This window comes from Maritimibacter sp. HL-12 (assembly GCF_900177545.1).
Taxonomy (GTDB): Bacteria; Pseudomonadota; Alphaproteobacteria; order Rhodobacterales; family Rhodobacteraceae; genus Sinisalibacter.
Genome location: NZ_FXBQ01000001.1, coordinates 751182 through 772163, shown reverse-complemented (window position 1 = coordinate 772163; position 20982 = coordinate 751182). Strand labels below are relative to the sequence as shown.

At 66.4% G+C, this 20982-nt stretch carries 21 protein-coding genes and 1 tRNA gene; 10 read left to right on the top strand and 12 right to left on the bottom strand.

Annotated elements, in window-relative coordinates; all coding sequences use genetic code 11:
- Positions 1–42 precede the first annotated feature (42 nt).
- Positions 43–1260, top strand: a complete 1218-nt coding sequence (locus tag B9Y97_RS03950; RefSeq protein WP_254900843.1) for an MFS transporter — start codon at positions 43–45, stop codon at positions 1258–1260.
- Here B9Y97_RS03950 and B9Y97_RS03945 read toward each other — a convergent pair.
- From B9Y97_RS03945 to B9Y97_RS03910, 8 genes are all read right to left on the bottom strand, one after another.
- Positions 1241–2359, bottom strand: coding sequence for a TFIIB-type zinc finger domain-containing protein (locus B9Y97_RS03945; RefSeq protein ID WP_085525529.1), 1119 nt, complete (start codon positions 2357–2359; stop codon positions 1241–1243). The genes B9Y97_RS03950 and B9Y97_RS03945 overlap by 20 nt on opposite strands.
- Position 2360: 1 nt before the next feature.
- A complete protein-coding gene (locus B9Y97_RS03940) occupies positions 2361–2729 on the bottom strand; it encodes a hypothetical protein (protein ID WP_085525528.1) in 369 nt (122 codons plus the stop codon).
- A 7-nt stretch (positions 2730–2736) separates the two neighbouring features.
- On the bottom strand, positions 2737–3870 hold the full coding sequence (locus B9Y97_RS03935; RefSeq protein WP_085525527.1) for an SPFH domain-containing protein: 1134 nt from the start codon (positions 3868–3870) through the stop codon (positions 2737–2739).
- A gap of 9 nt (positions 3871–3879) precedes the next feature.
- Complete coding sequence (locus B9Y97_RS03930; RefSeq protein ID WP_085525526.1) at positions 3880–4827, bottom strand: DUF2927 domain-containing protein; 948 nt, start codon at positions 4825–4827, stop codon at positions 3880–3882.
- Between the two features lie 3 nt (positions 4828–4830).
- Positions 4831–6027, bottom strand: coding sequence for a toxic anion resistance protein (locus B9Y97_RS03925; protein WP_085525525.1), 1197 nt, complete (start codon positions 6025–6027; stop codon positions 4831–4833).
- Positions 6028–6039: 12 nt separating this feature from the next.
- On the bottom strand, positions 6040–6945 hold the full coding sequence (locus tag B9Y97_RS03920) for a 5-bromo-4-chloroindolyl phosphate hydrolysis family protein (protein ID WP_085525524.1): 906 nt from the start codon (positions 6943–6945) through the stop codon (positions 6040–6042).
- Complete coding sequence (locus B9Y97_RS03915; RefSeq protein WP_085525523.1) at positions 6945–7211, bottom strand: hypothetical protein; 267 nt, start codon at positions 7209–7211, stop codon at positions 6945–6947. The genes B9Y97_RS03920 and B9Y97_RS03915 overlap by 1 nt, the downstream gene beginning before the upstream one ends.
- A 273-nt stretch (positions 7212–7484) precedes the next feature.
- Positions 7485–8357, bottom strand: a complete 873-nt coding sequence (locus B9Y97_RS03910; RefSeq protein ID WP_085525522.1) for a pseudouridine synthase — start codon at positions 8355–8357, stop codon at positions 7485–7487.
- A gap of 62 nt (positions 8358–8419) precedes the next feature.
- On the opposite strand from B9Y97_RS03910, the gene B9Y97_RS03905 reads away from it, so the two are divergent.
- The 5 genes from B9Y97_RS03905 (at position 8420) to B9Y97_RS03885 (ending at position 14895) form a co-directional block, all read left to right on the top strand.
- Positions 8420–8869: a nucleoside deaminase gene (locus B9Y97_RS03905; RefSeq protein WP_085525521.1), complete on the top strand. Its 450-nt coding sequence runs from the start codon at positions 8420–8422 to the stop codon at positions 8867–8869.
- 138 nt (positions 8870–9007) lie between these two features.
- On the top strand, positions 9008–11506 hold the full coding sequence (locus B9Y97_RS03900) for a GcvT family protein (RefSeq protein WP_085525520.1): 2499 nt from the start codon (positions 9008–9010) through the stop codon (positions 11504–11506).
- 158 nt (positions 11507–11664) lie between these two features.
- Complete coding sequence (locus B9Y97_RS03895) at positions 11665–12036, top strand: GFA family protein (RefSeq protein ID WP_217809433.1); 372 nt, start codon at positions 11665–11667, stop codon at positions 12034–12036.
- 163 nt (positions 12037–12199) lie between these two features.
- On the top strand, positions 12200–14395 hold the full coding sequence (locus tag B9Y97_RS03890; RefSeq protein WP_176224290.1) for an efflux RND transporter permease subunit: 2196 nt from the start codon (positions 12200–12202) through the stop codon (positions 14393–14395).
- The gene (locus tag B9Y97_RS03885; RefSeq protein WP_085525518.1) at positions 14392–14895 is read left to right on the top strand and encodes a hypothetical protein; all 504 of its coding nucleotides are present in this window, start codon (positions 14392–14394) and stop codon (positions 14893–14895) included. The genes B9Y97_RS03890 and B9Y97_RS03885 overlap by 4 nt, the downstream gene beginning before the upstream one ends.
- Positions 14896–14899: 4 nt before the next feature.
- On the opposite strand, the gene B9Y97_RS03880 is transcribed toward B9Y97_RS03885, so the two are convergent.
- The 3 genes from B9Y97_RS03880 to trxC all read right to left on the bottom strand — a co-directional run bounded on the left by B9Y97_RS03880 (position 14900) and on the right by trxC (position 16572).
- Positions 14900–15811: an SH3 domain-containing protein gene (locus B9Y97_RS03880; RefSeq protein ID WP_085525517.1), complete on the bottom strand. Its 912-nt coding sequence runs from the start codon at positions 15809–15811 to the stop codon at positions 14900–14902.
- 147 nt (positions 15812–15958) lie between these two features.
- A tRNA-Ala gene (locus B9Y97_RS03875) sits at positions 15959–16034 on the bottom strand.
- 91 nt (positions 16035–16125) lie between these two features.
- Positions 16126–16572 carry a thioredoxin TrxC gene (trxC, locus tag B9Y97_RS03870; protein ID WP_085528090.1) on the bottom strand — a complete coding sequence of 149 codons (447 nt, stop codon included), beginning with the start codon at positions 16570–16572 and terminating at the stop codon, positions 16126–16128.
- Positions 16573–16666: 94 nt separating this feature from the next.
- Here trxC and B9Y97_RS03865 point away from each other — a divergent pair, with 94 nt between their 5' ends.
- Both B9Y97_RS03865 and B9Y97_RS03860 read left to right on the top strand, forming a co-directional pair.
- Positions 16667–16855 (top strand): hypothetical protein, encoded by a 189-nt coding sequence (locus B9Y97_RS03865; protein WP_085525516.1) that lies wholly within the window; start codon positions 16667–16669, stop codon positions 16853–16855.
- Positions 16856–16879: 24 nt separating this feature from the next.
- On the top strand, positions 16880–18067 hold the full coding sequence (locus tag B9Y97_RS03860) for a geranylgeranyl reductase family protein (RefSeq protein ID WP_176224289.1): 1188 nt from the start codon (positions 16880–16882) through the stop codon (positions 18065–18067).
- A 37-nt stretch (positions 18068–18104) separates the two neighbouring features.
- Here the strand turns inward: B9Y97_RS03860 and B9Y97_RS03855 are convergent, their stop codons facing one another.
- Positions 18105–19121, bottom strand: a complete 1017-nt coding sequence (locus tag B9Y97_RS03855) for a DUF2125 domain-containing protein (RefSeq protein WP_085525514.1) — start codon at positions 19119–19121, stop codon at positions 18105–18107.
- 61 nt (positions 19122–19182) lie between these two features.
- Here B9Y97_RS03855 and B9Y97_RS03850 point away from each other — a divergent pair, with 61 nt between their 5' ends.
- Together B9Y97_RS03850 and B9Y97_RS03845 are read left to right on the top strand one after the other, a co-directional pair.
- Positions 19183–19722, top strand: coding sequence for a gamma-glutamylcyclotransferase (locus B9Y97_RS03850; RefSeq protein ID WP_085525513.1), 540 nt, complete (start codon positions 19183–19185; stop codon positions 19720–19722).
- A gap of 84 nt (positions 19723–19806) precedes the next feature.
- Positions 19807–20982, top strand: coding sequence for a biopolymer transporter ExbB (locus tag B9Y97_RS03845; RefSeq protein WP_085525512.1), 1176 nt, complete (start codon positions 19807–19809; stop codon positions 20980–20982).

Here is a 20982-nt window from a genome sequence, read left to right as displayed (position 1 = left end):
CTGGGACGCGCGCTGACGGACAATTGGGCCCTTTTCCTCGGCATGCTCATGCTGATGGTTGCCAATGGCCTGCTCGGCACCCTGCTCACGATCCGGGGCAACGAGCTTGGATTTTCGATCCTGACGATCTCGTTGATGCAGGCGAGTTATCCGCTCGGGGCACTCGCCGGCACCGTTGCCGCACCGCAGCTGATCGAGAAGGTGGGGCATATCCGCGCCTTTTCCGCCCTTGCCTCGCTGGTCTCGATTGCCGCGATCGTGCACCTGCTCACCTCCGACCCCTATTCGTGGAGCTTGATGCGCCTGCTCTCGGGGGTCTGCCTGCCGGGGCTCTACGTGATCACCGAAAGCTGGCTGCACGCCAAGGCCGAAAACCGGATGCGGGCGCAGATCCTGTCGATCTACTTCATGATCCAGCTTGGCGGACCGGCGCTCGGCACCGCGATGGTGGGCTTGCCCGACCCGACCGGGGCGATGCTGTTCGGCGCGGTTTCGATCCTGATTTCGCTCTCGATCGTGCCGCTGCTGCTGTCCGACAACAGGGCACCGGCCTATGTCGTGCCCGAACGGATGCGGTTGCGCGAACTTTACCGCGTCTCGCCAATGGCGGTGGCGGGGATCTTCGTGGTCAGCATCGGGTTCGGCGCGTGGTTCATCAGCCTGCCGCTCTATGCGCTGGCGCGCGGCTTCAACGAGGCGCAGGCCTCGGGTGTGCTGGTGGTGGCGATGATCGCCTCGGCGCTGGTGCAATACCCGGTGGGGTGGATCGCCGACCATTTCGACAGGCGAAAAGTGGTGATCGTGCTCGGCGTCGTCGCCGCGGCGGCGGCGATATGGCTGGCCATCGACCGAACCCCGGGCCACGTGGTGATCGGCTTTGCGGTGATCGCGGCGGCGACGCTGCCGATCTATTCGATCCTTGCCGCCCACGCCAACGATCACCTGACCTATGCCCAGATCGTGCCCGCAAGCGGCACCATGGCGTTCCTGCTCCAACTCGGACAATTCTTCGGCGCGCTGATCGGCCCGAACACGATTCCGCTCGCTGGCGGGCGCGGCCTTCTGATCATGCTGGCGGGGATCTGCATCGTCGTCACCGTGATCGCGGTTGCGCGGCGGGCGCGCACGCAGGCCCCGCAGGAAACCGGCGAAACCCCGGCCACCGGGGTTCTCGGCATCGCGCAGCCTGGCGTGTTCCAGGCCGAGGTGATGGCCGACAAGGCGGAGGCGCGGCTCGGCGCTACTGGTTCTGAGCGATGAAATAGCCGATCGTACCGCCGACTATGGCCAGCACCAGCACCGCGAAAGCGATCTTCCAGGCCGACCATGGGCGCTCGCCCTGCACCTTGCCGGTGCGGCCGTTGACGACGAAGCGATAGCTCTTGCCGCGATACTTGTAAGCCGCCATCCAGACCGGCAGCAGGATGTGCTTGAAGGTCACATCCGACACCGTGGTGCTGACGTTGTGCACGCGCTGGCGGTCGCCGCCGATATCGCGGCGCACATCGGAGAGGATCACATTGTCCATCAAGGCGCGGGCCTCCTCGTAGCCTTCGGGCAGTTCGATGGTGTAGCCCTCGGCGCGGTATCCGGCCAGAAACTCCGGCCGGTAGGGCTCCAGCGCCTTCAGATCCCAGGGCTCCAGCCCGTCGGTGTATTGTTTCGGCAGGGCGCGCGAGGCAAGTACCAGCACATCGTCGAAAAACCGCGCCACGTGGCCCGATTTCGGGCTCCAGCGCACCCGCTGTTCGCGCACTTGGGTGCGCTTGCCGTTGCGCGTGACAGTTTTCGTCACGTAGTAGACGGTGCCGCGCTCGCCGCGATAGGCCGAGGCGGTGTCCGCGTCGAAGGTCCAGTAGGGCACGTAGATGCCTGACATGCGGCGGCCCTTGCGGGCGTAGTCCTTGAGCCCGTTCGGCGCGAACCAGAGCCGTCCGAGCCAATCCTTCATCGCCTTGCGGGCGTCATCCTCGGTCAGCCCGAAGGGCAACAGCCCGCCCGGCTTGATGTGGCGGTGGGTGCCGGTATCGGTCACCACCGGGGTGGCGCAATAGGGGCATTCGGCGGCGTGCAGATCGGCATCGAACTCGACCTGCGCGCCGCAACTCGGGCAGGATGAAACCCGGGTAACCTCCATCTCGGTTTCGGGCAGGTCGGCGTGCAGCGCGGCCTCGAAATCGAGTTCGCGCATCGCCCGGGCCCGGCCGCCTTCGCTGTCGATCTCTTGGGCGTGGCCGCAATGGTCGCAGACCAGCTTTCCGCCCGTCGCATCGAAGCGCATATCGCTGCCGCAGGCGGAGCAGGGGAAGCGGTGTTCCTCGACCGGGGCGGGTGGGGGCGGGGGCATGCCTGCGGTCATGTCAATTGCCTCCCGGGTGTTCGAAGCTCACGAGCTGCGCGATCTCGCGGGCGCTGGCGGTGGTAAAGCGGATGACATGGCAATAGAGCCGCGTTTCACCGTTCCGGGTGATCCGGCCGGAGACCGACCCGGCCTTGCCGTGGGTGGCCACCTGTTCCACCCGGATCCGGTCCGCAGGCGTGATCGCGGCCACGGCGGCGGCGATCGTGTCACGCCCCGCGAGCGCGCCGCTTGCCCTGTCCCAGACGGCGTCCGGGGCAAGAAGCGTGTCAGGCAATGCGCCAACGCCCATCAGCGCAAGGGCGATCTCCTCCGCCAGCGCGTTCTTTGGGCTGTTGCCGCAATCGGGGCTGCGGATGACGTCGGGCATTGGTGCCTCAGCTTGCGGGCGGCGGTGGCGGCGGCGGCAGGATGGTGAAGAGCTGGGCCAGTTCGGCCACGTCATCGGCGCGCTTCCAGCCGTCCTGCCCTGCGGTCCAGACAAGGCTTTCCCTGGTCAACTCGCCCGCCTGCGCCTTGCGGCCCATGGTGGCGCGGCTGAACGGGCCGAGGGTTTCGCCGTTGACAGCGATGTGCCAGACCTTCTCCGCCGGCGCCGGCGGCGGGGCGGCGGGGGCCTGTGACGCGGACGGCGCGGGTTGCGCCGGGGCGGCGCCCCATGGCCCCGCCTGCCCCATCTGCCCGGCCATGCCCATGCCGAGCGCCGCGCCCATGCCGGCTCCCATCGACGAGGCCATGGCGGAATCCTCCGACCCCATCGCCTCGGCGGCGTTGAATTTCATGTATTGGTCGAGGTTGCCGACGATCCCCATCGAGGTGCGTTTGTCGAGCGCCTGCTCGACGGCGGCGGGCAGCGAGATGTTCTCGATGTAGAACTCGGGGATCTCGAGGCCGTAGTCGGCCACCACCTTGGAGATCTCGGCCGCGACGAGCTTGCCCAGTTCCTGGGTGTTGGCCGCCATGTCGAGCACCGGGATGCCGGACCCGGCAACGATCCGCGAAAACGCCTGCACGATGATGTTGCGCACCTGGAAACTGATCTCGTCCATGGTGAACTCGCCGTCGGTGCCGACGATCTCGCTCAGGAAGTGCCCGGCGTCGATAACCCGCACCGCATAGGTGCCGAAGGCGCGGATGCGCACCGGGCCGAACTCGGGGTCGCGGCACATGATCGGGTTCTTGGTGCCCCATTTCAGATCGGTGAAACGGGTGGTGTTGACGAAATAGATCTCGCTCTTGAACGGCGACTTGAAGGCATGGTCCCAGTGCTGGAGACTGGTCATGATCGGCATGTTGTTGGTTTCGAGCATGTAGAGCCCGGGGGTGAACACGTCGGCAAGCTGGCCTTCGTGCACGAACACCGCTGCCTGCCCCTCGCGCACGGTGAGCTTGGCCCCATACTTGATTTCGTGGCCCTCGCGCTGGAAGCGCCAGACCATGGTGTCGCGGGTGTCGTCGGTCCAGTGGATGACGTCGATGAACTGGCCGGAAAGAAAATCGAGAATGCCCATGTATTTCTCCTATGCTTCTCCGCCCATCAATTCGCGGGCAATGCGTTCGACGATGGGGCGCGCCTCGGACTCGGACATGCCGGGGCGCAGGCGTTTGTCGTAGAGCATCTCGAGCAGAAGCTCGTCGTGCCGGGTGAGGAAGGCGAATTCCTCGTCGTCGTTGAAGATCGAGGGCCGCGCGAGCGGGTAATCGTTGGACAGCCCCATGCCTTGGGAGATCTCCTCGTGCAGACAGGACGCGCGCAGCAGGTCGGGGTGTTCGGCCCGCACCACGGCAATGGCCTGGTTGTAGGTGCCGTCGCCCTCCGGGTCGGTGGCGAAGGCGAGGCAATAGGTGGTGCGCGGCAGGTTGATGACGGTGTTGAGCGCGGTCGACGAGATATTCGGCATGATTCGGCGCAGCGCCGGCCCGAGCGCACGCCGCTCTTCCTCGTTCACCACGAAGACGCGGAAATTGCCTTGGCCGGCGGGAACCTGGCTGATCGCGTGGCCGGTCGCGCGAGACAGCCGCGCGAGCAGCCGCGCGGTTTCGTGCCTGTCGCGGGTTTGGTCGGCTTGCGGCACCGAAGCGCCAAATTCGATCGAGAGCGTAACCGGCTTTTCCCAGCGATGCACCCGGCTGGGCTTCTCGCGGGCCACCAGCCGTCCACCGACATCGGAATATTCCTCGAACAGCGCAATCCGGATGAAGTTGCGCACCAGTTCCCGCGTGCCGAAGGGCGCATCGACCCCGCCGCCATCGGTGCGCATGAGGCCCTGCGTGAGCAGGCCGTTCTGCACCCGCGCGTAGTAGTCGGCAAGTTCGGCGCTGGCCGGCGAGGGCGTGGTGAAGACCTCGCCGGGCGCGGGTGGCGGCGGGTCGGCAACCGCCGAGGCCGCGCGCGGATCGCCCGCCTCGCAACCCGACAGGGCCACGGCCACGACGAACGCGAAGCCAAATGCCGCCCGAACCCGCATCGCCTACTTGTCCTCGATCGCGCTGCCGACCTCGTGGCCGTAGGACGTTCCCCGCGCCTTGGCGGAGGCGAGCGTGTTCTTGAGCTCGGCTTCCATCTTCTGAAGCTCGTCTTCCGCCGCTGCACGCTTGGCCTTGCCCTCATCGGCGATCTGCAGGCTTTCCTCGATGGTGGCGATGAGATCGGCGTTGGCCGACTTGATTGCCTCGATGTCGAAGACGCCGCGCTCCATTTCCTCGCGCACCGCCTTGTTGGCCTCGCGCAGGTTGGCGGCGTTGGCTTGCAGAAGCTCGTTGGTGAGATCGGAAGCCGCCTTGACCGCCCGCGCCGCTTCCGCCGAACGCTGGATCGTCACCGCCTGGGCCAACTGGGTTTCCCACAGCGGCACGGTGTTGACGAGGGTGGAGTTGATCTTGGTCACAAGGCTCTTGTCGTTTTCCTGCACCAGCCGGATCGAGGGCAGGCTCTGCATCGTCACCTGGCGTGTGAGCTTGAGATCGTGCACCCGGCGTTCCAGATCGTCGCGCGCGGCCCGCATGTCGCGCAATTCCTGCGCCTTGATCACGCCTTCGTCTTCGGGTGCTGCCTCGACCTCCTTTTCCTTGGCGGGGATGGTCGCGTCGTCAAGCTCCTTCAGTTTGGCCTCGCCCGCGGCGATGTAGAGCGCGAGCTCGTCGTAGAAATCGAGGGTCTTCTCGTAGAGCTTGTCGAGCGACTTGATGTCTTTCAGCAACGTGTGCTCGTGGTGAAGCAGGTTGTCGGTGATCTTGTCGATCTGGCCCTGCACATCCTCGTAGCGGGCCATGAATTTCGCCGCCGGGGCGGTGCGGCCGAGCAGCTTTTCCCACCACGACCGCTTGCGCCGCATGTCGAGTTCCGTCACCGAAAAACCTCGGATCGTGGTGACGATATCGCGCAAGCCGTCGCCCGCGGGGCCGACATCCTTGTTGCGCACGCCCTGAAGCATTTCCTGGCTGATGACCTGAAGCTCGGACTGCGCCGCCGAGCCGAAGCCGATGATCGACTGGCTGTTGGCCATGTCGATCTCGGCCATCCGCTTCGAGATCTCGGCCTTCTGGCCTTCGTCGGCCTCCTCGAAGGGCACGAGGGCGGTGGAGGGTTCGGGCAGGATCACGGCGGTCACCTCCTCTACGGCCTTGAGGTCGTCTTGCGCCTTCTGGCGGGTCTGGACTACGGACATCTGGTTTCCTCGCTAATTTTGTTCGTTGGTCATCTGAACGCCCTCGCGGGCAAGCCTTTCGCGCAGAACCTCGATCTCGACGTCCAGATCGCTGCGGTCGTCAATAAGCAGTTTTTGTGTCTTGCCGGTAAAATTGGCTTCGAGGTCGTCGAGCAATCGCAGGTAATCGGCGCGCGCCTCGGCGCTGCGCGAGCGGGCGTATATGTCGGCGAACTTCGCCGTCGCGTCGCGCGCGCCCACGAGATAGACCGACAGATACTTGCGCGAAGCGGTCAGATCGCGCGGGTCGTCCTCGATGGTGCGGAACATCGCGCGCGCGCTGGCGAGAAAGCGGTCGAGCCGGGCCTCCAGTTCACGGTCGCGGGCGCGCTGGATCGCGTCTTTCATTGCCAAGAGGTGTTTCTCGGCCTCACCCACGGCGCGCGCCACGCGGTCGGTCTGGAAAGTGTCGATCCCCTCCATGCCCTTGTCTTTCAGCGGGTCGAGCCCGAAGGCGAAGCCGTGCAGCACCGCGCCCAGCACGGCAAGGATCGCCGCACTCACCACCCCGCCATCGGCGAAGGCGGCAAGGCCAAGCCCCGCGCCGGTGAGGATGCTGGCGAAGATCTTGCGCGGGATCGCCGGGCGGCGCGCGATCTTGCGCGCGTCATAGGCTTCCTGTGCAAGAATGCCTTCGCGGGTGAGCCATGCGGCGAGGATGAGCAGGCCAAAGGCGGCCAGCGTCATCGCCAGTCCGACGGGTGCGAGGAAGAAGGCGCGCAGCGCCAGGGGCAGCGGCGCGAGGAAAAGGAAGTTCACCCGCCCGCCAGCCCTGGTGCGGACCTGCCCGGCATAGGGGCCGGCCTGCGACGGGGGCGACGCGGGCGTCGGCCCGGTCTTGGGGTCGGGGCTATGACGTCCGCCATAACGCTGCGCCATCACACGCCCCCCGTGATCGACACGTAGAGGATCAGCGCCACGAGCAGGAAAAACGCCAGTTTCTGCAACCCGGTATCGGACACGACACACCCCTTCCGCCGGACCGTCCGGCCGCTCCAGATATAGGGCGTGCAGGGCAGTCTTACCAGAATTTTCCGGGGGAATATCTTGTCTTGGCTCCCCCTTGCCGATCGGAGCAACCAGCGGCGGCGGCGGGTTTCCTTGATGCAGAGAACCAGCCAGATCGCGGAGCCCGCCATCGCCATCCCGGCAAATTAGAACCCGGCCTCCAGCGCCCCGCCAGCGCCACGCCACCATGGCCTGCGCCCGCGGTGCACACGGCCGCGCTCGAGTCCCCGGCATCGGACACGCAAAGCCCTGGTCAACGCCGAGCAGCGCAGTCGCGGCCACGCACCGGATCCAGATAGGGAAACGCCGTATCCCGACCAGCCCCGACACGAACCGGCAGGAGCTATTCGGCGAAGGGTCGCGGGTTGGGCGCGGATGCCGCGGGGGCGGGGTGCGATTTCCCGGCCTTCTCAGCCGCGTCGGGGCGTGCCTTTCGGTTTTGTCGCCCCACGCGCGGGTTTGCGTTCGTCGCGCGCCGGTTTTCGTGCAGCGTTCGCCGGTTTCCGCGCAGCGTTCGCCGGTTTGCGCGCGGTCCCGGTCTTGTCGCCGTCGTCTTCCAGGCCAAGCTGATCGCGCAGCACGCGCGCCTTCACTTCCTCGACCGCGCCGGGCTTGAGATCGCCCAGCCGGAATGGACCGTAGCTGACCCGGATCAGCCGGTTCACGGTCAGCCCCACGGCCTCCATCGCGCGGCGGATCTCGCGGTTGCGGCCCTCGCGGATGCCGATGGTAAGCCAGGCGTTGGCGCCCTGCTGGCGGTCGATCGTCACGCCCATCGGCTGAAACCGCTCGCCGTCGATCACGATCCCTTTGCGCAACGGTGCCAGATCGTCGTCGACCGGCGTGCCATGCACGCGCACCCGGTACTTGCGCACCCAGCCGGTCGACGGCAATTCGAGCCGGCGCTTGATCGTGCCGTCGTTGGTGAGCAGCAAAAGCCCCTCGGAGTTGATATCGAGCCGTCCCACGCTCATCACCCGGGGCATGTCTTCGGGCAAGGCGTCGAACACGGTTTCGCGGCCCTTTTCATCGCGCGCCGTGGTCACCAGGCCGAGCGGCTTGTGGTAGAGCCACAGCCGGGCCGGTTCCGGCGTGCCCACGGGTTTGCCATCGACCACAACCTTGTCGGCTCCGGTAACGTTCAGGGCCGGGCTCGCGATGATCTTGCCGTTCACCGCAACGAGGCCGGCCTCGATCATGCGCTCGGCGTCGCGGCGGCTGGCGATGCCGGCGCGTGAGAGAAACTTGGCGATGCGCTCGCCTTTCGGGGTCTCGGTGTTCATCCTCCCCGCTTAGGCGTGCGCGGCGGGCTTGTCCAGCGCGCGCGGGCGGGGCAAGAGGGGGCATGAGTTTCACGTCGCACATGCAAGCCGCTCTCGCCGAAGCCCGCGCCGCCGCGTTGCGCGGCGAGGTGCCGGTGGGCGCGGTGCTGGTCAGCCCGGAAGGGGCGGTCGTGGCGCGCGCGGGCAACCGGACGCGCGAATTGTCCGACCCGACAGCGCATGCCGAGATCCTTGCGATCCGCGCCGCCTGCGCCGCGCTGGGCACCGAACGGCTCACCGGGCACGATCTCTATGTCACCCTTGAGCCATGTCCGATGTGCGCCGCCGCGATCTCCTTTGCCCGCATTCGCCGCCTCTACTACGGTGCGGCAGACCCGAAGTCGGGCGGCACCGCCCATGGCGCGCGGGTGTTCGCACATCCGCAATGTCACCACGTGCCCGAGGTATACGACGGGATCGGCGCGGCTGACTCCGAGCGGCTGCTCAAAGGTTTCTTCGACCAGAAACGCTGAACAATCGGCAGGCCGGGGCACCACTTCGCGGGGCGGGCGCCGGGCTTGGTCGTTTTCGTTCGTCCAAGCGTCGGCTGGTTGTTTCGCAGCCGCAGCCGATCGGGCAGGATGACGCCAGTTCTTCGAGGGAGTCGCACGATGAAGACCCATGTGAAAGCGCTTGTCGTCGGCGGTGGCGCCGTCGGAGCTTCCATCGCCTACCACCTTGCCCGTGCGGGCTGGACCGACGTGATGCTGCTCGAACGCGACGAGCTGACCTCCGGCTCGACGTGGCACGCCGCGGGCCTGCTGCCGCTGTTCAACATGGGCTATGCCACGACGCATATTCACGACTACAGCGTGAAGTTCTACAAGGCGTTGGAAGAGGAAACCGGGCTCAACGCCGGGTTCTCGGTGGTCGGCAACCTGCGCATGGCGCAGAGCGCGGAGCGGATGGACGAGTTCCAGCTCTATGCCAGCACCGCCGAAACGGTCGGCATCCCCTACGAGTTCCTCACCCCCGACGAGATCAAGGCACGCTGGCCGCTGGTGCGCACCGACGATTTGCGCGGCGCGCTCTACCACCCCACCGACGGCTACATCAACCCGGCCGACGTGACCATGGCGATGGCCAAGGGCGCGCGCCAGCGCGGGGTGGTGATCGAGCGGAAATGGCAGGTGGACGGCTACCGCTGGACCGGCTCGGAGTGGATCGTGACTGTCACGAAGATGGGCGAGAAGGGCGGCAACCTCGTGCCCACCGAGGAGCAGGTGGAAATCCACGCCGAGCACGTGGTGACAGCCACCGGCAACCACGCCCAGCGCACCGCGCGTCTGCTCGGCATCAAGATCCCCGCGATCCCGGTCGAGCACCAGTTCATCGTCACCGAACCCGATCCGGCGCTGCTGGAGTATCGCAAGACCCACGGCGAACACCCGGTGCTGCGCGATGCCGATGCCAAGTGGTACGTGCGCGAGGAGCGCGGCGGCTGGATTCTCGGCCCCTACGAACGCAATGCTCCGGCGCGCTTCGAATATGGCGTGCCCGACAGCTTCCGCGCCGATCTCTTCCCGCTCGACCTCGACCGGATCGAGGAGGAATACATGAGCATGATCCACCGCATCCCGTCGTCGGAGGAGGTCGGGCTGAAGGACGATTTCAACGGCCCGATCTGCTACACGCCCGATGGCAACCCGCTTGTCGGCCCGGCTCCGGGCCTGCGCAACATGTGGCTGGCGGAGGGGTTTTCCTTCGGCATCACCGCCGCCGGCGGTACCGGCTACTACCTCGCCCAGATGATGGTCGAAGGCGAGGCCGAGATCGACATGGCCTCGCTCGACCCCAAGCGCTACGGCGACTGGATGACGACGGAATACGCCGCGCGCAAGAACGAGGAATGCTACGAGCACGTCTATATCCTGCACCACCCCGACGAGGAGCGCCCGGCCTGCCGGCCCCTGCGCACCGCGCCCGCCTATGATCGCCAGAAGGCGCTGGGCGCGCAGTTCGGGCAGGTCAACGGCTGGGAACGGCCGAACTATTACGGACCGCTCGACGCGTCCGAGGATTTCGACCACGAGGCGCGCAGCTTCCGGCGCGGCGGCTGGTGGCAATATGCCAGGGCAGAAGCGGAAGCGATCCGCGAGGGTGCCGGGCTGATCGACGCCACCGCCTTCACCAAGCATCTCGTCCGCGGGCCGGGTGCCACGGCTTTCCTCGACTGGTTCACCACCAACAAGCTGCCGAACGTGGGGCGGATCAACCTGACCTACGCGCTCACCGAGACGGGCACGACGCGCACGGAATACACCATCGTGCGCTACGCCGAGGACGAGTATGTGCTGATCTCGTCGGGCGCGCTGACCGCCTATGATGGCGATTACCTGCGCAAGGCCGCCGCCGACAGGATAGGGGATCTGGGCTATATCGAGGTCCACGACATCACCACGCAATATGGCGTGTTCGCCATCGCCGGGCCGAAATCGCGCGATGTTCTGAAAGAGCTGGTCAAGGATGCCGACCCCGACACCGTGCTCGGCAACAAGCGGTTCCCGTGGCTGTCGATGCGCAACATCGAGCTTGGCATGTGCCCGGTTCATGCCGTGCGCGTGGCCTACACCGGCGAGCTTGGCTGGGAGTTGCACCACCCGATCGAGATGCAGAACTACCTTTGGGATCAACTCATGGCGGCGGGCGCGAAGCACGGTCTGAAGCTCGTGGGCGCACGGGCGCAGAACTGGCTCAGGCAGGAAAAGAGCTACCGCGCCTTCGGCACCGAGCTTGGCCGCGACGCCACGCCGCTCGAAGCCGGGCTCGACCGGTTCGTGGATCTTTCGAAAGATTTCCTCGGCAAGACGGCGATGGAGGCCACCGGCATCCGCGCGATGTGCGTGACCCTGCTGATCGACGGGCCGGACGACGCCGATCCCTGGGGCCGCGAGGCGCTTTATGCGGGCGACACCAAGGTGGGCCGGCTCACCTCGGGTGGCTATTCGGTGGTGTTCGGCAAGTCGATCGGCATGGGCTACGTCCGGCCCGACCTCGCCGCGCCGGGGACGAAGCTTCAGGTCATGATGCAAGGCAGGTTGTGGGACGCCGAGGTGGCGGAAGACAGCCCGCACGACCCCCAGAACGCCCGGATCCGGCTGGACGGCTGACCGGATCGGCGGGGGTGCCACCCCCGCCGACCCCGGCGGGGGCGCTGCCCGTCGTGGCGAAGGCGCGCCGCCGGCGTGACACCCCCGGGGGACTTTGGACCCGGTCAGGGGGTTGCCGGTCTTCTTTCCCGGAGGCAGGCTCGGGGGAGAGGTGCGGTATGGACGATGACGCGATGATCACCGGCAGTTGCCTCTGCGGCGCGGTTCGTTTCGAGATCACCCGCCCGCAGAGGGTCACAAGCTGCAACTGTTCTGCCTGCCGCCGCTATGCGGCGCTCTGGGCCTATGCGCCGCCGGCGCGTGCGTGCATCGAGGCCGCACCGGGGGCGACGATTGCCTATTCCCGCGGCGACCACGATCTGGCGTTCCATAGTTGCGCAACCTGCGGGGTGACCACCCATTGGGCCAGCCTTGTCGATGATCGCCTCGCGCTGAACATGCGCCTTGCGGACGACCCCGACGATATCGCCACCATACCGGTGCGGCCCTTCGACGGTGCCGACACCTGGCGCTTTCTCGACGAAACCTGATCCATCGCGCGGCGCGGGACCGTAGCGTTCAGCGGGCGCAGGACGGCAGACAAGACTCCGTGCGCCCGTGTTGCAATGCGCCGCAGCGCGTGGCTAATAGCCTGTAGGGCAGCGAGACGGGCGGGACGTGATGGCAGGCAGTCGAAGACTGGCGGGAGCGGTGATGGCGCTGCGCATGCGCCTGTTCGTGCTTTGGGCGATGCTTATCGTCCTGGTGCTCGTGGCCGTGACCGGGATCGCGCGTATCCGCTTCGACGACGAGTTGTTCCGGTTCTTCGACAGCGATCTTGCGGCTTTCGACGATTTCGTGGCGCTGTCGCAGGCGTTCGAGGGTGATTCGAACGACGTGATCATGCTGGTCGAGGCGCCTGATCTTGCCGAACCGGCGGTGGTGACGGCGATATCGGATTTCCTGCTCGATGCCCAGTTCGTGCCCGGCGTGCGGGCCGCGATCTCGCCGCTTGCATTGCGGGTGGCGACTGAAAACGGCGAGTTCGAACCGTTGTTTCCCTATCCGCCGCCGCCGCGTGACGTCATGGCGGCGCGGCTCGACGCGGCGCTGGAAAACGATCCGTCCCTTGCCCGGCTGATGTCGGCCGACCGGGGCGCGATGGTGGTGGTGCTGCCAATCACCGAAGACGGCGTGGATGACCTCCGGGAGCGGCGCGATCAGATCGGCGCGCTGCAGGACCTGGGTGAGCGGCTTGCTTCGGCGGCGCCGGGGGTTTCGGTTGCGCTCTCGGGCTACCCGGTGTTGCGCGACAGCGTGGCCCGGGCGCTGATCGACGATATCGTCATGCTCACGGGCATTGGAATCATCGTCGGCTTCATCATCGCGATCACCACCTTCCGGTCGCTCAGGCTCGGGCTCCTGACGCTGCCGGGGCCGGTGATGGCGGTGGCGCTGGCGATCGGGTTACACGGCCACCTCGGCGTGGCGATCAACACCATGACCATTGCGCTGCCGGTGCTGGTGCTGGTGCTGGCCACGTCCGACAGCGTCCACATCGGCTTCGAACGCTCCCGGCAAGGTGGCCGCGGCAGCGCGCGGGCCACCTTCAGGGCCGTGCGCCGTGTGGCCATTGCCTGCATCCTTGCCGCGATCACCACCGCGGTGGCCTTTGCCGCGCTGTCCACGTCGCGCTCGGAGATCCTCGCCGAGATGGGGCGGATGGGGGTGATCGTGACGCTGGCCTCGGTCTTTACCGTGCTTTTGACGCAGACCACGGTGTTGACCACGGCGGGGCGGTTCGCCTGGTTCGCGCCGCTGTTCGACCGGCTGTCGGCCCATCCGCCTTTCGGACGGGGACTGGAGCACCTGCCCCGGTTTGCGTTCGGAGCGCCGCGTTTGCTGGCCTGGTTTGGCCTCGGGCTTCTGGCGATCTCGACGCTGCTCTACAGCCAGGCCGGCCCGCGCTATTCGCTGATGGACAGTCTCAAGCCCAGCAGCCCGATCCGAACCGTGTTCGAGCGTGTCGAGGAGCGGGTTTCGCCGGTGAGCCAGATCCAGATCCCGGTCACCAGCACCGACCCCGCAATCGTCGCCCGGGTGCAGGACGTGGTTGCCGAGGTGACCGGCAGCGAGCAGGTTCAGTCGATCGCTGGTGTCATGGGCGGCGTGGACGTGGTGGAGGAGGAACTGCCGGAGCCGCTGGCGCGCCGCCTGGTCTCGCGAGATGGCACACAGACGCTGGTGTCGGTGCCGTTTCGCTACGAGAACGGCGAAGAGACGCTGGCCTTGGCCGACCGGATCGACGCCGCGCTTGCCGCCGAGCCGGGCCTGGAGGGCGTCGAGGTTGGCCGTGTGACCGGGTTGCCGGTGATGTCGGCGCGGGTGGCGGGCGTGGTGCTCGACGAGATCAACCGCAGCCTCCTGATCGCGCTGGGCGGGGTTGGGGTGCTGATCTGGCTGTGGCTCGGCAACCTGCGGGTTGCGCTGATCGCGTTGGTGCCCAACATGCTTCCCGTCACCCTGATCGGGGCCTGGCTGATGCTGACCGGCAAGGGCATCGAGTTTTCCAACGGGCTGGCGCTGACCGTGGCTTTCGGCGTGGCGGTCGACGACACGCTGCATGTGCTCAACCGGCTGCGGCTGAACGGCGGTATCCCGCATTTCGACCGCGCCCGGGTTTTTTCCGCGATCGAGGAGGTGGCCCCGGCACTGGTGACCACCTCCATCGTGCTGGTGCTCGGCATGGGCGGCACGCTGCTTGCGGAAAACAAGGGGGTCAGCGATTTTGGCAAGATCGCGATGGCGGTTTATGTGCTTGCCCTGATCGCCGATCTCGTCATCCTGCCCGCAGCGCTTGTGGTTTTCGGCCCGCGCCGCGACCGGCACAAGGAGAAGGAGCCGACATGATCCGCATCGCCACCGCCGTGATCCTCGCAACCGCAAGCCCGGCCGCCGCCACCGAGATTTTCGAGGCCGAGGGGGCATGGGTGGGTGAGGGCCTGCTCGCCACCGGTGCCGAGGCCCCGCTCGAACGCGGGCGGTGCCGGGTGGAGATTGCCCCGGACCCGGAACAGCGCGACGTGAGCGTGACCGGCAGTTGTGCGGTTGCGGCAGGGGTGTCGGATATCTCGCTCAGGATCCTGCGCTCCGGCGATGCCCGGGTCAATGCGGGCTTCTGGTCGGCGGCGACGGGGCAGACGGTGCAGTTTTCCGGCACCGAAATCGGCACGGCGATCGAGATGCAGTCCACCACCGTTCTGTTGGTGGACGAGACACCCTATGAAAGCCGTGTGAGTGTGAGCGCCCCCGACGCGGAGAGCTTTGCAATCCGGCAGTTGCTGCGCGCCGAGGGTGCCGAGGCCTGGCGGCTGGTCGTCGACATGACCTACCGCAAGGCCGGGGGCTGAGCCCCTATTCAACCAGCACCGAACTGGCCTTGTTGTTCAGCAAGGCACCAAGCACCGGCACGTTGCTGTTCATCGTCCGGCAATAGCCGCCGAGGTTGGTCTCGACGCAGAGCGTCGCCTGTGCACCGCCGAACAGAGCCACCGAGGTAGCGCGGTCGTTCGCGGCTGGCGGCAATACGTCGATCCGGCCTTGGCGCATGCAGAAATGATCGCCGGTGTAGCCCGGAAGATCGAAGAAGCAGGCCTGTTTCAGTGCCGGAAGCGAGCCGGTGTACACCCGCAGCGACGAAACCTTGTTGTCGAGGTATGGCCCGAGCTGGGCTTCGCTCGTGGTCAGGTCGCGGCAGTACGGCCCCATGTTGGCGTTCTCGCACAGGCGGACCCTGGCGTTGCCTTCAAGCCGCACCGAGGTGATCCGGTCGTTGGCGACGGGTGGCAAGCTCGGATAGAGACCGACTTCGCGGCAGATGCTGTCGCCGGTGTAGTTCGGCCCGTCGAAGAAGCAGGCGCGGTCGGGATCGCTCGGGGGCAGGCCGCCGCCGCCGCCACCACCGGGCGCGCCGCCGCCATCGCAAACGATCGACAGCGTGGGCCCACCGGGCCCCAGCGTGAGCTGGAAGCGGCAATCAGGGGTGGGCGCGCCGCCATCGGTGACCGGTTCGAGGTAGGACGCGTTGACCCAGCCATCAGGACCGGCGTGGCCGATCTGGCACCACCCGCCCGGCTCGCATTCCTCGACGGTGACGGCCTCGCCGGGGTGAAGCGTATCGACCACCGGGTTTTCCGCCCCGGGCCCGGACCGCACGTTGAGCCAGGTTGTTGCGGTGGCATCGAGCGCCGCCGCCGACAGGGTCATCGCCAACAGGCTCAAACCGGCCGCGGCCAGCGTGTTCAGGATATTTCGGATGGGTTTCATGGGGTCCCCCTTTTCCGGAGGTTCCGGGATTTGGTGATCTACAGATCACTTATCGGAGTCCGGTGAGCCCCTCGCCATGAGGCAGGTCAAACAGCCTGTCGCCCGGCCAAAATCAGCCGGTCGCGGATCATGGATCTGGAGGGAAATTGGTGGAGCCGAGGGGGATCGAACCCCTGACCTCGTCATTGCGAACGACGCGCTCTCCCATCTGAGCTACGGCCCCAACGAGGCGCTATCTGGCGTTTTCCGCCGCCGGTGTCAAGCGCGAAACCTGCGACCAAAGCGGTGCCTGTGCCCCGCGGTCAAGCCGCGGTTCAACTCGCGACTTTCGCCTTTGTGCGCACGAATTGCTCGATTGCGCTTGCCGGCACCGCGCCCGACTGGCGCGCCACTTCACGACCATTCTGAAACAGGATCATCGTGGGAATGCCGCGGATGTTGTTCTTCGTCGACACCTTGGGAAAATCCTCGGTGTTGATCTTTGCCAGCCGCGCGCCGCTGCCAAGCTTCTGGGCCGCCTTGGCGAATTCGGGAGCCATCATCCGGCAGGGACCGCACCACGGTGCCCAGAAATCGACCAACAGCGGCAGGTCATCGTTCTTCGCGGCCTTGGCGAGCACGCCGGCGTCCATCTCGCGCACCTTGCCGTCGTTGAGCTTGCTGCCACAGGTGCCGCATTTCGGCCCGGCACCGATCTTGTCGGACGGCACGCGGTTCACGGCACCGCAATCGAGGCAGGTCATTTTCAACGCGGCGGCCATGGTCTTCATCCCGTGATAAATTCAATGTGGCGCATATGTGCACTTGCAGGAAGGCGGTTTCAACCCCATCCTGACCCGGTAACGGGAGAATGCCATGACGCCCTGGTCCGACCTCACGCCCGATCGGCAGTTGCAACTGCGGATGGACTACCAGGCCCATCTCGACAGCTTGCCGCCAACCTGTTCGCTCGACGACAAGGTGACAGCCTTTGCCAACTGGCTCGCGTCGCACGATGTCGCCTTTTCTATCGAGGACGTTTCGCCTAAAAGATCTCGCAAGTAAGCGGGGTGTGCGATGGTGGATGGCGTGAAAACCTACGACGTGGTCGTGGTCGGGGCAGGGCCGGCGGGGTCGTCGGCGGCGCGGCGCGCGCGGGCGCTGGGGCTTTCGGTGGCAGTGATCGACCGCGCCACCTTTCCGCGTCACAAGCTCTGCGGTGCGCTGCTCTCGGGGCGCGGCCAGAAGGCGATGCGCGATATCTTCGGCCTCGAGGTCGATCCGGAGCATTTTCTCTATTCCCGCAAGGTGGCGTTCAAGTGGGATGGCGAAACGCTCGCCGAGTTCGATGCGCCCTATGACCTGACCTATACCTACCGGGTAGATCTCGACCACCGGCTGCTGCGCGAAGCCATCGCCGCCGGGGCGGAAGACTACCAGGGCACACGGATCGAAACCTTTGACGATGCCGCCAACGCGCTGGTGCTCGCCGATGGTACCCGGATCGGCTATGGTGTGCTGATCGGCGCCGATGGCGCCGCCAGCCCGGTGGCGCGCCACATTTTCGGCCGCGCCTTCGACCCCGACAAGATCGGCTTCGCCTTCGAGGCCGAGGTGCCGGGCGGTTGCGATGCCGATGCGCGGATGTCGATCGACTTCCGCATCGTCAACTGGGGCTATGGCTGGAACTTCCCCAAGCTTGATACCCGCACCATCGGCCTTGGCTCGATCAGGTCTCTGGATCAGGACCTCAAGGGAAAGATGGCGCAGTACCTCGATCTGGAAGCCGGGGCGGCCGGCGAGGGCGTGAAGATCAAGGGTGCGCATATTCCACTGGGCGACTACCAAAAGGTGCCCGGGCGCGGCAACATCCTGCTTGCCGGTGATGCCGCGGGGCTTGTCGATGGGATCACCGGCGAGGGGCTGGCCTACGCGATGGAGAGCGGCGCGGAGGCGGTCGCGGCGGCGGCCGAGGCGCTGAAGGCGGGCAAACCGGCCACCGCCACCGGGCTCTACCGCAAACGCATCCGCTACATTCACACCGAACTCGACAAGGCCAACAAGCTGCGCCACTTCGAGTATTCCGATCGCTTCTCCAGCCTGTTCAAGGAAAAGCTCGCCACCTCGCTCACCATGCGCAAGGCGTTCTTCGATCTGCTGGCGGGTGAGACGACCTACAGCGCGATCGAGAGACGCATCCCGAAACAGATCGCCGGGAAGATCGCGGAAAAGATGACCGGCTGGCCCTCGAAACTGGCCGGGCGGCTGCGCGGTTAGCCCGCCGGTTGCGGGGTTCGCACCGATCCGGTGCGGGTCACGGAAGCCGAAGGTCCGGGGCAGCGCCAAGTGGGAGCGGGCCCAGAAAGGCAAGCCCACGCTCGAAACGCAAGGTGACATCGAGCGTGTCGGGGTCGCCGGACAAGGCGGCGACGAGGGTGAGGCCTTGCAGGTAGCGGCGCGCTTCGCCCTCGCTCAAAACGCCCGTCGCCTCGGCGATCTCGACCATTTCGCGCCAGTTCACCGCTTCGAGCGCAATCTCGCCTTGAGGCTCGCCGTCGGCGTCGATCTCCAGCGTGCCCGACCCGGTGAGCCGAAGCTTGCCCCATCGGGCGGTGAAGGCCTCCAACATCACATCCCGGGGCTGCGGCCGGGCAACCTCGATGGCGCGCCGGTCCCACGGCCGGTCGAAGCGCACCCGGGCCGAAAGCGTCACTTCGTCGATCACCGCGCCGAGCCCCGCCACCCCGTCGAGCCGGTCCAGCAGCGCCGAGCCGGGATCGACCCCGACGGCGGTGAGATAGAGATCGTTGACGCCCTTGTCGGCCTCGCCCGGCGTCTGGCGCATCGAAAGCTGGGCGCGCTCGAGCGTTGCCGTCCCGTCATTTGACGAGACAAGCCGGGCCGGGCCGGTTTCGATCGTGCTGCTGACCGTTTCGAGGCTCAGGCTTGGCGCGAGAATGAGCGAGGCGCGCATTGCCTCGGCCTCTATCTCGTAGGCCGCATCGGGGGTTTTGAACCGTTGGAGGCCGGGGAATACCGCGATCAGGTGGTTGGGTTTGTAGCTCAGCGACAGGAGCTGGAACAGCGGAGCCGACCAGGCCACCCCGGTATCGGGATCGGACAGGTCCAGTCCCTCGAAGGTGGTGTCGAACCGGCTGGGAAAGCCGCGCGTGTCCAATGCGGCGACCTCGGCCCGCCAGCCTTCGGCCCGCCTTTCGTCGAACCAGTGCGCGAGCGCCTTTTCCATCGCGGTCGCGCCCACGAGCCAGAACAGCCCCCAGCCGAGCGCGGCGAGAACGGCGAGGAGCATCAGCACGGTCAGCTTGCGCATGGGGGCCTCTCTGCTAGGACTGGTGTCGTTCTAGCGGCGTTACGAAGCGAGGGCCAGCGGCATGGCGCGCAAGGATCTCTGGGTTTTCGGATACGGGTCGCTGATCTGGCACCCGGGCTTCGACCATGTCGAGACCGTGCTCGCCACGCTGCCGGACCATGCCCGCAGTTTCTGCATGCGGTCGATCCACCATCGCGGCACCACAGCGCACCCCGGCCTGGTGCTGGCGCTCGATCCGCACCCCGGCGTGGCCTGCACGGGAATGGCATTTCGGGTTGATCCCGGCGCGCACGAGGAAACCATGGCGGTGCTGCGGGAGCGCGAACTGATTTCGTCGGCCTATATCGAGCAAGTCCACCAACTGGCGCTCGCCGACGGGCGGCAGGTGGATGCGGTGACCTACGTGATCGACCGCGATCATGTGCAGTATTGCGGCGGCTTGCCGCTCGACGAACAGGCAGCGATCATCGCTCGCGCGGTGGGCGACCGGGGCCCCAACCGCGACTACCTTTTCAACACCGCCGACCACCTCGCCGCGCTCGGCATCGAAGATGCCGAGTTGAGCTGGCTGGCCCGGGTGGTGCGCGCGATGGACACCTGAGGCCGAAAGCGGCATTTCCCTTGGCACTGGTGCAGCTTGCCCCTATCCTCGCCGGCGAGGAAACAAGCAGGCAAGGGGGTCCTCATGGACCAGCCCGATCTCGGGGCAGAACCGAATTTCACGCGACCGGTGCGGCAGATCATCCTGATGCTTGTTGCCCTCGGGCTGGTGGGTTTCGGGGTTTTCATCGCGCTGCCCAAGGTATTGCCGGTTTTCCTCGCCAACCTCTACCTGAACGGTTTCATCGGCTTCGTGTTCGTCATCGGCCTGTTCGCCACACTCTGGCAGGTGGTGCAGGTGTTTGCCTCGGTCAGCTGGATCAAGGGTCATGTCCACGCGCGGGCAGGCCATGATGCCAACCGCCCGCCGCGCCTGCTCGCGCCGCTGGCAGGGCTTCTGCGCGGGCGCGGTCAGAGCATGCAGATCGGGGCCACATCGGCGCGGTCGATTCTCGAGTCGGTCGCCCAGCGTATCGACGAAGAGCGCGATATCACGCGCTACATCACCAACCTGTTGATTTTCCTTGGGCTTCTTGGCACGTTCTTCGGTCTTGCCACGACGGTTCCGGCGGTGGTCGAAACCATCCGCTCGTTGGCACCCGAGGAGGGCGACGGCGGCGTCGAGGTGTTCAACCGGCTGATGTCGGGGCTCGAAAGCCAGCTTGGCGGAATGGGCACGGCGTTTTCCTCGTCGCTGCTCGGCCTTGCGGGCTCGCTCGTGGTGGGTCTGCTCGAATTGTTCGCCACCCACGGCCAGAACCGGTTCTACCGTGAACTCGAGGAATGGCTGTCGTCGATCACCCGGTTCGGCTTTGCGCCCGGCGAGGGCGAGCCGCCGACCGAGGCCAGCGGTGCCACGGTCTGGCTGGCGCATATGTCCGAGCAGATGGAAGCACTGCAGCAGATGTTCACCCAGTCCGACGTGAGCCGGGCCCTGGTCGACGAACGCCTTGGCCAGCTTGCCGATGCGGTGGAGCGGCTGTCGCGGCAGATCGAAGCGGAAGGGGTATCGACGCCTTATCTCATCCGCATCGCCGAGGGGCAGGAACGGATGATCGCCGCACTCGAAGGCCGGGCGGAAGAGGGCGGCGCACATGTCGATGCCGAAAGCCGGATGCGGCTGCGCTCGATCGACGTGCAGCTCCTGCGCATCCTCGAAGAGATTTCTGCCGGGCGACAGGAAAGCCTGACCGATCTTCGCTCCGATCTCGCGGCGCTCACGCGTGCGGTTCGCCAGCTTGGCGGCGGGCGAGGGGGCTGA

What these genes read in the sequence shown, in the direction of transcription:
- B9Y97_RS03845 (WP_085525512.1), top strand. Translation starts at nt 19,807, where the DNA reads ATGGACCAGCCCGATCTCGGGGCAGAACCGAATTTCACGCGACCGGTG.
- B9Y97_RS03900 (WP_085525520.1), top strand. Translation starts at nt 9,008, where the DNA reads ATGAAGACCCATGTGAAAGCGCTTGTCGTCGGCGGTGGCGCCGTCGGA.
- B9Y97_RS03905 (WP_085525521.1), top strand. Translation starts at nt 8,420, where the DNA reads ATGAGTTTCACGTCGCACATGCAAGCCGCTCTCGCCGAAGCCCGCGCC.
- B9Y97_RS03910 (WP_085525522.1), bottom strand. Translation starts at nt 8,357, where the DNA reads ATGAACACCGAGACCCCGAAAGGCGAGCGCATCGCCAAGTTTCTCTCA.
- B9Y97_RS03850 (WP_085525513.1), top strand. Translation starts at nt 19,183, where the DNA reads ATGGCGCGCAAGGATCTCTGGGTTTTCGGATACGGGTCGCTGATCTGG.
- B9Y97_RS03930 (WP_085525526.1), bottom strand. Translation starts at nt 4,827, where the DNA reads ATGCGGGTTCGGGCGGCATTTGGCTTCGCGTTCGTCGTGGCCGTGGCC.
- B9Y97_RS03890 (WP_176224290.1), top strand. Translation starts at nt 12,200, where the DNA reads ATGGCGCTGCGCATGCGCCTGTTCGTGCTTTGGGCGATGCTTATCGTC.
- trxC (WP_085528090.1), bottom strand. Translation starts at nt 16,572, where the DNA reads ATGGCCGCCGCGTTGAAAATGACCTGCCTCGATTGCGGTGCCGTGAAC.
- B9Y97_RS03915 (WP_085525523.1), bottom strand. Translation starts at nt 7,211, where the DNA reads ATGGCGATGGCGGGCTCCGCGATCTGGCTGGTTCTCTGCATCAAGGAA.
- B9Y97_RS03925 (WP_085525525.1), bottom strand. Translation starts at nt 6,027, where the DNA reads ATGTCCGTAGTCCAGACCCGCCAGAAGGCGCAAGACGACCTCAAGGCC.
- B9Y97_RS03895 (WP_217809433.1), top strand. Translation starts at nt 11,665, where the DNA reads ATGGACGATGACGCGATGATCACCGGCAGTTGCCTCTGCGGCGCGGTT.
- B9Y97_RS03950 (WP_254900843.1), top strand. Translation starts at nt 43, where the DNA reads ATGCTCATGCTGATGGTTGCCAATGGCCTGCTCGGCACCCTGCTCACG.
- B9Y97_RS03880 (WP_085525517.1), bottom strand. Translation starts at nt 15,811, where the DNA reads ATGAAACCCATCCGAAATATCCTGAACACGCTGGCCGCGGCCGGTTTG.
- B9Y97_RS03865 (WP_085525516.1), top strand. Translation starts at nt 16,667, where the DNA reads ATGACGCCCTGGTCCGACCTCACGCCCGATCGGCAGTTGCAACTGCGG.
- B9Y97_RS03945 (WP_085525529.1), bottom strand. Translation starts at nt 2,359, where the DNA reads ATGACCGCAGGCATGCCCCCGCCCCCACCCGCCCCGGTCGAGGAACAC.
- B9Y97_RS03920 (WP_085525524.1), bottom strand. Translation starts at nt 6,945, where the DNA reads ATGGCGCAGCGTTATGGCGGACGTCATAGCCCCGACCCCAAGACCGGG.
- B9Y97_RS03935 (WP_085525527.1), bottom strand. Translation starts at nt 3,870, where the DNA reads ATGGGCATTCTCGATTTTCTTTCCGGCCAGTTCATCGACGTCATCCAC.
- B9Y97_RS03855 (WP_085525514.1), bottom strand. Translation starts at nt 19,121, where the DNA reads ATGCGCAAGCTGACCGTGCTGATGCTCCTCGCCGTTCTCGCCGCGCTC.
- B9Y97_RS03885 (WP_085525518.1), top strand. Translation starts at nt 14,392, where the DNA reads ATGATCCGCATCGCCACCGCCGTGATCCTCGCAACCGCAAGCCCGGCC.
- B9Y97_RS03940 (WP_085525528.1), bottom strand. Translation starts at nt 2,729, where the DNA reads ATGCCCGACGTCATCCGCAGCCCCGATTGCGGCAACAGCCCAAAGAAC.